We start from the raw sequence: 8,584 nt of genomic DNA, 5'->3' as shown, positions 1-8,584 counted from the left end.
CACCGCGCCTCCAGGCCGTCCTGTCGGAGCGTCCGGATCCGACGCGACGGTCAGTCGGTCGCGTCGCCCTGGGTGCGCCGGTCGGCCAGGAAGCGCTCGAGCTCGGCGGCGATCGCGTCGGCGGTCGGCACCTCGCCGTCGACGCCGGTGAGCGGCGACGCGACGGGGTTGCCCTCCATGTAGGTGTCGTGCCGTTCCTCGAGCACGGAGACCAGGCGCTGCAGCTCGGCGTTGCCGGCCACCTGCTCCTCGACGCGCGTCAGGAACTCGCGACCCGACTCGCGCAGGGCGTCCGTCGGGAAGATCAGTCCGGTCGCGGCGGCGATGCCGGAGAGCGCTGCGACGGCGGCGTCCGGGAACTCGGTGTCGGACAGGTAGTGCGGCACGAGCAGCACGAGCCCTGTCACCTGCGCACCCGTCTCGGCGAGGCGGTGCTCGACCAGGTGCAGGACGTTCGCCGGTGCCTGGGTCTCGGGCTTCCAGACGCTCATCTGCTCGACGAGGTCGGCCCGGGTGCCCGAGACGGTGAGGCTGATCGGACGGGTGTGCGGGACCGGCATCGGGATCGACTGCACCCAGGTGGTGTCGGCGACCTGCAGGTCGGCGGCGAGCCCGGTGACGGCGCGGACGAAGCGGTTCCACTGGAAGTCCGGCTCGTAGCCCGACAGGAACAGGAACGGCTGGCCGATCTCGTCGCGCACCAGGTGCAGTGCAAGACGGGGCGGTTCGACGGCGCTGATGTGGTCGTGCTCGAAGGTGATGACCGGACGACGGGCACGCCAGTCGAGCAGCACGTCGGGGTCGAACTCGGCGACGAGCTCGGTGTCGAGGTCCTCGAGGATCGAGTTCGTCAACTGTGCGACGGCGGAACCGGCATCGGCGAACCCGGTCAGCCCGGCGACCAGGTGCAACCCCGCCGGGACGGTCGGGGCGTCCGCGTCGAACGTGTAGAGCTCCTCAGGGTGGTTCACCGTCCCCATGCTAGGCGGGGCCCCCGACGTCCCCGGTGCGCGACGACGACGCCGACAGCGAACAGGCCGTCGGTAGGGTTGGGGCATGGTCCGACCGACGCTCTCCACCACCAGTTCACCCCCCGAGACCACCACCGCCGACGTCCTCGTCGTCGGGGTCCGTCCGGGATCCTCCGGCGACGCGGACAGTGCCGCTTCCCTCGCGCCCAGCGCCCTGGGAGCGGTCGACGCCCTCGCCGACCTCGACCTCGCCGCGATCGGGGTCACCGGCGCGAAGGACCAGCTCGTCCGACTCCCCGCCTCCGGTGTCGGGGCGAAGTCGGTCGCGCTGATCGGCCTCGGCTCCGCCACGGGCGCCGCCGCGATCCGTGCAGCCGCCGGCAGCGCGGTCCGACAGCTCCCCCGCGTCGACTCGATCACGCTGGCACTGCCCACCGACTCCGCCGAGCTCGTCGAAGCCGCCCTCGAGGGCGCGGCGCTCGGCGCGTACGCCTTCACGCGCCACAAGGGCACCGGCACCAAGGCCCCGGCCCGTGGCGACCAGCGCATCGAGGTCGTCGCCCCCGCCGACGTCGCCGCCGACGCCGCGGTGCGCCCGGCGATCGTCGCCGACGCCGCGTCGCTCGTGCGCGACCTGGTGAACACCGCCGCCGGTGACCTCGGGCCGCAGGACGTCGCCGACGTCGCGACCGGGTTCGCCTCGGACCTGCCGCTCACGGTCGAGGTCCTCGACGAGCAGGCGCTCGAGGAGCAGGGCTTCGGCGGCATCCTCGGCGTCGGCCGCGGTTCCGCCCGGCCTCCGCGTCTGGTCGTCGTCCGGTACGCACCGGAGTCCGCGACGAAGCACCTCGCCCTGGTCGGCAAGGGCATCACCTTCGACTCGGGCGGCCTCTCGCTCAAGCCCGCGGCGTCGATGCTCGGGATGAAGACCGACATGACCGGTGCCGCCACGGTGCTCGCCGCGACCGTCGCCGCCGCCCGCCTGGGCCTCGACGTGCGGGTGACCGCATGGCTCGCCCTGGCCGAGAACATGCCCTCCGGCACCGCGACCCGCCCGGGCGACGTCCTGACGCTCAAGAACGGCACCACGGTCGAGGTCACCAACACCGACGCCGAGGGGCGCCTGGTGCTCGGCGACGGGATGGCCGCCGCATCGCTCGAGCAGCCCGACGCGCTCGTCGACGTCGCCACGCTGACCGGTGCCCAGGTCGTCGCGCTCGGCGACCGCACGACCGGCCTGATGGGCAGCGACGACCTCGTCGCGAAGGTCCGCGCCGTCGCCGAGGGCGTCGCGGAGCCGATCTGGCCGATGCCGCTGCCCGAGGAGCTCGAGGCCCGGCTGTCCAGCGACGTCGCCGACATCGTCAACGCCACGGTCGGCAACCCCGCCGGCGGCATGCTGCTCGCGGGCAAGTTCCTCGAGCGCTTCGCGGGCGAGGGTGTCCCCTGGGCGCACCTCGACATCGCGGGTCCGTCGGAGAACAAGGGCGGCGGGTACGCCTGGTTGGGCAAGGGTGCGACGGGTGTGATGGTCAGGACGCTCATCGCTCTCGCAGAAGACCTCCAGTCCGAGTAGTAGGTTTGGTACCGGTGGGAACGGCGCACTGACGCGCCTCCCACCGGTACTGCACGGGACGGGACCGGAACCACGCGGTCCGACCGTCGGACGCCGCCCTCCGCGGTGTCCACGTAGGGCCCGATCGGCCCGACACGCACGAGGGAGTTGCACCAGGTGACGGAACAGACTTACGACGTCGTTGTCCTCGGTGGCGGGAGTGGTGGGTACGCCGCTGCGCTCCGGGCCGCCGAACTCGGCATGAGCGTCGCGCTCATCGAGGGCGACAAGCTCGGAGGGACGTGCCTGCACCGCGGCTGCATCCCGACGAAGGCACTGCTGCACGCGGCCGAGGTCGCCGACGCGACGCGCGACGCCGAGAAGTACGGCGTGGTCGCGGAGTTCGCCGGTGTCGACGTGCCCAAGGTCATCGACTACCAGCAGGGCATCATCAACTCCAAGTACAAGGGCCTGCAGGGTCTGATCAAGGCGCGCGGCATCACCGTGGTCGAGGGCTGGGGCCGTCTGACCTCGCAGAACACCGTGCAGGTCGGCGACCAGACCGTCACCGGCAAGAACATCGTGCTCGCGACCGGCTCCTACTCGAAGTCCCTGCCGGGGCTCGAGATCGGCGGCCGCGTGATCACCTCCGAGACCGCGCTCCGCATGGACTACGTCCCGAACAAGGTCGTCATCCTCGGCGGCGGCGTCATCGGCGTCGAGTTCGCCAGCGTCTGGAAGTCCTTCGGCGCCGAGGTCACCATCGTCGAGGGCCTGCCGCACCTGGTCCCCGCCGAGGACGAGTCGATGTCGAAGCAGCTCGAGCGTGCGTTCCGCAAGCGCGGCATCGAGTTCTCGCTCGGTGTCCGGTTCCAGGGCGTCGAGCAGCACGAGAACGGCGTCGTCGTCACGCTGGAGGACGGCAAGACCTTCGACGGTGACGTCCTGCTCGTCGCCGTCGGCCGTGGCCCGGTCACGCAGAACGTCGGCTACGACGAGGTCGGCGTGACGATGGACCGCGGGTTCGTCACCACGAACGAGCGTCTCGCCACGAACATCCCCAACGTCTACGCCGTCGGCGACATCGTCCCCGGCCTGCAGCTCGCGCACCGCGGCTTCCAGCAGGGCATCTTCGTCGCCGAGGAGATCGCCGGCCTCAACCCGGTGGTCATCGAGGACAAGAACATCCCGAAGATCACCTACTCCGACCCCGAGGTCGCGTCGGTCGGACTCTCGCAGGCCAAGGCCGAGGAGCAGTACGGCGCCGACAAGGTCGACTCGTACGAGTACAACCTGGCCGGCAACGGCAAGAGCCACATCATCGGGACCTCCGGCTCCGTCAAGGTCGTGCGCGTCGTGGACGGCCCCGTCGTCGGTGTCAGCATGATCGGCGCCCGCGTCGGTGAGCTCATCGGTGAAGCCCAGCTCGCCGTCAACTGGGAGGCCTACCCCGAGGACATCGCTCCCCTGGTGCACGGCCACCCGACCCAGAACGAAGCCCTCGGCGAGGCGTTCCTGCACCTCGCGGGCAAGCCGCTGCACGCGCTGTGACCGGCACCGGCAAGCGCACTGTGACAATGACATCAACAACCACTGCAATCCCCCGCGAAGAGGAGTCCACCCGATGAGCGAATCCGTCAACCTCCCGGCGCTCGGCGAGAGCGTCACCGAGGGCACGGTGACCCGATGGCTGAAGAACGTCGGTGACCGGGTCGAGGTCGACGAGCCGCTGCTCGAGGTCTCGACCGACAAGGTCGACACCGAGATCCCGTCGCCGATCGCCGGCGTTGTCGAGGAGATCCTCGTGCCAGAGGACGAGACCGTCGAGGTCGGCACCGCCCTGGTGAAGATCGGTGACGGCTCCGGTTCGTCCGACGGCGGTTCGGACTCGTCCGACTCCGACGACGCCAACGCCGCCGCTGCCGAAGCTGAAGAGCCCGAGGCCGCTCCGAGCACCGAGCAGGAGGCCGAGACCCCCGCGCCGGAGCCCACCGAGCCCGAGCCCGCCCCCGCCGGTCAGACGCAGCCCGCTGCCCCGCAGGCACCGTCCGCGCCGCCCGCCGCAGCGCCGGTCCCGGCCGCCGCACCCGTCCCGCCGCCCGCAGCCGCTCCGCCGGCAGCCGTTCCGGCCCAGGCCGCTCCGGCAGCAGCTCCGGCGTCCGCGCCGAGCACCACGGCCGCCGCCGCGGTCCCGAACCCCACGCAGGACGGCGCAGCCTCCGGCTACGTCACCCCGCTGGTGCGCAAGCTCGCCAACGAGCAGGGCGTCGACCTGTCCACGGTCACCGGTTCCGGTGTCGGAGGGCGCATCCGCAAGGAGGACGTCCTCGCCGCCGCCGAGAAGGCCCCGGCCGCCCCGGCTGCAGCAGCACCCGCTGCCGCGTCCGGCCCGTTCGTCGCCGAGGTGTCGCCGCTGCGCGGCACCCGCGAGAAGATGACGCGCCTGCGCAAGGTCGTCGCCGAGCGTGCCGTGCAGTCGATGACCTCGACCGCACAGCTCACGAGCGTCGTCGAGGTCGACGTCACGAAGGTGGCGCAGTTCCGCGACGCCCACAAGGCGGAGTTCCTCGAGAAGACCGGCTCGAAGCTCTCCTTCATGCCGTTCTTCGCCCTCGCGGCGTCCGAGGCACTGAAGGCCCACCCGAAGATCAACTCCACGGTCGAGGGCGACGAGATCGTCTACCCGGAGACCGAGAACGTCTCCATCGCGGTGGACACCGAGCGCGGCCTGCTGACCCCGGTCATCAAGGACGCGGCCTCGCTGGACCTGGCGCAGTTCTCGAAGTCCATCGCGGACCTCGCCGAGCGCACCCGGAACAACCAGCTCAAGCCCGACGAGCTCGCCGGCGGCACGTTCACGCTGACCAACACCGGTTCGCGCGGCGCGCTGTTCGACACCCCCGTGGTGTTCCTGCCGCAGTCGGCGATCCTGGGGACCGGCATCGTCACGAAGCGTCCGGCGGTCGTGAAGGTCGACGGCCAGGAGGCCATCGCCATCCGCTCGTTCGTCTACCTGGCGCTGTCGTACGACCACCGGATCATCGACGGTGCGGATGCCTCGCGGTACCTCGTCGCGGTGAAGAACCGTCTCGAAGAGGGCAACTTCGCCCCGAACCTCGGGTACTGATCCCAGCAGCACGGCCGACGGCCCCGGTTCCCCTCGTGGGAGCCGGGGCCGTTCCCGTTCCGGGTGGGTTCGGCGTCACCAGTCGCGTCACCCACCCCCGAGCAGGGTCAGGGCGGCGACCACCGACCCGACGGCGACCACGAGTCCCACGAGCACGCGGCGGAGCGGGAGTCGTCGATCGGTTCCGAGCGGGACGCCGTGTTCGACCACGTCGCGGAGGCGCTCGAGCAGCCCGTCCTGCCGAGTCGCCGTCGGCGACTCGGCGAAGACGAGGTCGCTCGGCACCGGCGTCCACCGGAACGGGCGGGGTGCTGCACTTGCGCGGACCAGCTCGAGAGCCGACCGCGCGGTTCGGTCGTCGCCGTCGAGGGCGTCCTGCAGCGCGTCGAGCACCGGTCGCTGTGCGGGATCGGCCGGGTCGACGCGGTCCCAGACCGTCCGGGCTGCGAGGACGAGGGTCCGGGTGGCGTCCGTCGAGTGCGCGGTGCGCGTCGGGGTCGCGTTCGTCGGGCTCGTCGCGTTCGTCGGGTTCGTCGCGTTCGTCGGGCTCGTCGGGTTCGTCGCGTTCGTCGGGCTCGTCGGGCTCGACGCGTTCGACGCGTTCGTCGGGCGGTCGCAGAGCACGACAGCGCCCGAGTCGTCGACCAGGACGTCGTCGATGCCGGCGGAACCGAGCAGGACGGCGCCGTCGTGCACGGCGACGAGGAGTTCCAGGAGCGGCACCGACAGCGTGACCGCAACGCCGGTGGTCGGCGTGCCGAGCCGATCGAGCGCCGCCACGAGCGGCGTGCCGGTCGGCCGGTCGAGGTCGACCCCGAGACACCCCGTCCGGGTCCTGCCGACTGCGGCCACCGGGACGAGGTGCCGCTCGGCGGCAGCGGAGCGGTCGGCGACCCAGGTGAGCACGTCGGTGTCGTCACCGGTCGCGATCCAGCGATCCGGGTGGTGGTCGGTCATCGTCTCCATGGTGACCAGCGTGGCGGGGGTGTGGTGGGCCTCCAGGCTGTGCGGCACCACCTGTGGACAAGACGTGTTCGCACACAGCCGGACATGCGGCGGTCTCCCCCGGCGCACGGAGGCCGTATCCTGTTCCCATGGCACGCAGCTCTTCCACAGACAAGAAGGCGAAGGAGCCGGGGCGTCTCAAGCAGATGTTCCAGGTCTTCCAGATGACCCGCAAGGCCGACCCGTCGTCGGTCTGGTGGTTCGCCCTCGCCTTCGTCGTTCCGGTCGTCCTCGGTGTCCTGCTGGCACTGCTCCTGCCGGGGCAGAACTGGCTCGCGGTCGTCCTGTGGATCGTCGCCGGTGTGCTGCTCGGTGTGCTGCTCTTCCTGATCGTGCTCACCCGCCTCGCTGAACGTGCCGCCTACTCGCAGATCGAAGGCCAGCCCGGTGCCGTCGGCGCCGTGCTGTCGAACTCGCTCCGTCGGCAGTGGCGCTCGAGCGAGATGCCGGTCGCGGTGCACGGTCGCTCACAGTCCGCGGTCTACCGCGCGGTCGGTCGCCCGGGTGTCGTGCTGATCACCGAGGGCCAGCGCGGCAACCTCAGCCGTCAGCTCGACGAGGAGCGCCGCAAGGTCCAGCGCATCGTGCCGAACGTCGCCGTGCACGTGCTGCACGTCGGTGACGGCTCCGGCGAGAGCCTGACGCTGCACAAGCTGCCCCGTGCCATGAACAAGCTCAAGAAGTCGCTCAACCGCAACGAGGTCCTGGCGGTCGCGAACCGTCTCGACTCGCTGACGCAGAGCCCCGCGGCCTCGATCCCGAAGGGCATGGACCCGATGCGTGCCCGTGCCGGACGGCCGCGCTGACCCAGCCGCAACACACGAAGACGCCCCCGACCGATCCTGGTCGGGGGCGTCTTCGTGTGGACGTGGGGTGACGGCGGGTGCGGGCTGCGGCGTTCGCGCGGGTCCGCGCGGGTCCGCATGGGTCCGCACGGGTCCGCATGGGTCCGCGCGGGTCCGCACGGGTCCGCACGGTGCGACCTTCGCTGAACCGTGCGAGGTTGCCAGCTCGGTGCGGGTCTTCGGCCGCGCACGGAGCAGGGAACCTCCCGTCAGCTGAGCAACCTCGCACGGTGCGACGTCCGGCGGCGGAGGCCAGGCGCGCAACCTCGCACCGTGCGAAGGCCGGCGTACAAACTCGCACCGTGCGAGGGCCTGCGGCGGAGGCCCGGCGCAATCACGCACCGTGCGCGGTTGCCTACTCGGTGCGAGGGGACGAGTCGCGCACGGAGTAGGCAGCCTCGCTCCGGACGATCGACCTCGCACCGTGCGGACAGCCACGGCCCTCGCGCCGCACGCCCGCGGCACCCGCGGCACCCGCGGCACCCGCGATCAGCGTCGGACGAGCACCGTCCCGGCGATGCGGTCGTGCGCTCCGCGGCTGTCGCGGTCGATGATGAGCGCCGGCACCACCAGGCAGAGCAGCACGGTGCGGACGACGGGCCGCCACACCCCGACGTAGCCCCCACGCATCGGGACGACCCGCAGGCCGACGCAGATGTGCCCGAACGACCCGGACAGCAGGCAGATGAACAGGATCTGCAGGACGGCGAAGATCGCGAGCTGGATCCAGGTGTGGGCGATGTCGCCGGACCCGTTCACCGGTGACCACACGCCGGTGACGTAGGCGACGAGGTCAGCCAGGGCGCCGTCGATCAGGAGCGCCACGACGCGGCGGCCGATGCGCCCGACGCTGCGGGGCCCCTCCTCCGGCAGCCCGAGGTCCTTGCCCGGCCACCCGTCCGGGTGCTCGGAGGGCGCGGACGGACTGGAGGTGCTGCGGGCCATGGTCCCCAGCGTAGGCGACCACCTGGGCGTAACACGCCCGAAACAAACCAGTCATGTCCGGGAAACCCCGTGTCAATAGCCTCGTCGGAGGGTGCCTTGACCGGTGCCTCCGACATCACCCAACCCATTGGAGATC

The 8,584-nt window shown here is 71.4% G+C and carries 7 protein-coding genes; 4 read left to right on the top strand and 3 right to left on the bottom strand.

Annotated features, from left to right (window positions below):
* Nucleotides 1-50 precede the first annotated feature (50 nt).
* A complete protein-coding gene (locus H489_RS23335) occupies nucleotides 51-980 on the bottom strand; it encodes a proteasome assembly chaperone family protein (protein ID WP_017886088.1) in 930 nt (309 codons plus the stop codon).
* Between the two features lie 76 nt (nucleotides 981-1,056).
* Between H489_RS23335 and H489_RS23330 the strand changes: the two genes are divergently transcribed.
* From H489_RS23330 to sucB, 3 genes are all read left to right on the top strand, one after another.
* On the top strand, nucleotides 1,057-2,547 hold the full coding sequence (locus H489_RS23330; protein WP_017886087.1) for a leucyl aminopeptidase: 1,491 nt from the start codon (nucleotides 1,057-1,059) through the stop codon (nucleotides 2,545-2,547).
* Nucleotides 2,548-2,703: 156 nt separating this feature from the next.
* Complete coding sequence (gene lpdA, locus H489_RS23325) at nucleotides 2,704-4,077, top strand: dihydrolipoyl dehydrogenase (protein ID WP_017886086.1); 1,374 nt, start codon at nucleotides 2,704-2,706, stop codon at nucleotides 4,075-4,077.
* A 73-nt stretch (nucleotides 4,078-4,150) separates the two neighbouring features.
* On the top strand, nucleotides 4,151-5,653 hold the full coding sequence (gene sucB, locus H489_RS23320) for a 2-oxoglutarate dehydrogenase, E2 component, dihydrolipoamide succinyltransferase (protein ID WP_017886085.1): 1,503 nt from the start codon (nucleotides 4,151-4,153) through the stop codon (nucleotides 5,651-5,653).
* Between the two features lie 87 nt (nucleotides 5,654-5,740).
* Here sucB and H489_RS38030 read toward each other — a convergent pair whose 3' ends face one another.
* Complete coding sequence (locus H489_RS38030; RefSeq protein ID WP_167578284.1) at nucleotides 5,741-6,619, bottom strand: hypothetical protein; 879 nt, start codon at nucleotides 6,617-6,619, stop codon at nucleotides 5,741-5,743.
* A gap of 128 nt (nucleotides 6,620-6,747) precedes the next feature.
* Here H489_RS38030 and H489_RS23310 point away from each other — a divergent pair, with 128 nt between their 5' ends.
* Nucleotides 6,748-7,464: a DUF4191 domain-containing protein gene (locus H489_RS23310; RefSeq protein ID WP_031259256.1), complete on the top strand. Its 717-nt coding sequence runs from the start codon at nucleotides 6,748-6,750 to the stop codon at nucleotides 7,462-7,464.
* A 528-nt stretch (nucleotides 7,465-7,992) separates the two neighbouring features.
* Here the strand turns inward: H489_RS23310 and H489_RS23305 are convergent.
* Nucleotides 7,993-8,448, bottom strand: a complete 456-nt coding sequence (locus H489_RS23305; protein WP_017886083.1) for an RDD family protein — start codon at nucleotides 8,446-8,448, stop codon at nucleotides 7,993-7,995.
* Nucleotides 8,449-8,584: the final 136 nt, after the last annotated feature.

The sequence above is a fragment of the Curtobacterium flaccumfaciens UCD-AKU genome, from assembly GCF_000349565.1.
Classification (GTDB): Bacteria; Actinomycetota; Actinomycetes; order Actinomycetales; family Microbacteriaceae; genus Curtobacterium; species Curtobacterium poinsettiae.
The sequence above is the reverse complement of the archived record's forward strand: the minus strand, read 5'-3'. Positions and strand labels throughout refer to the sequence as shown.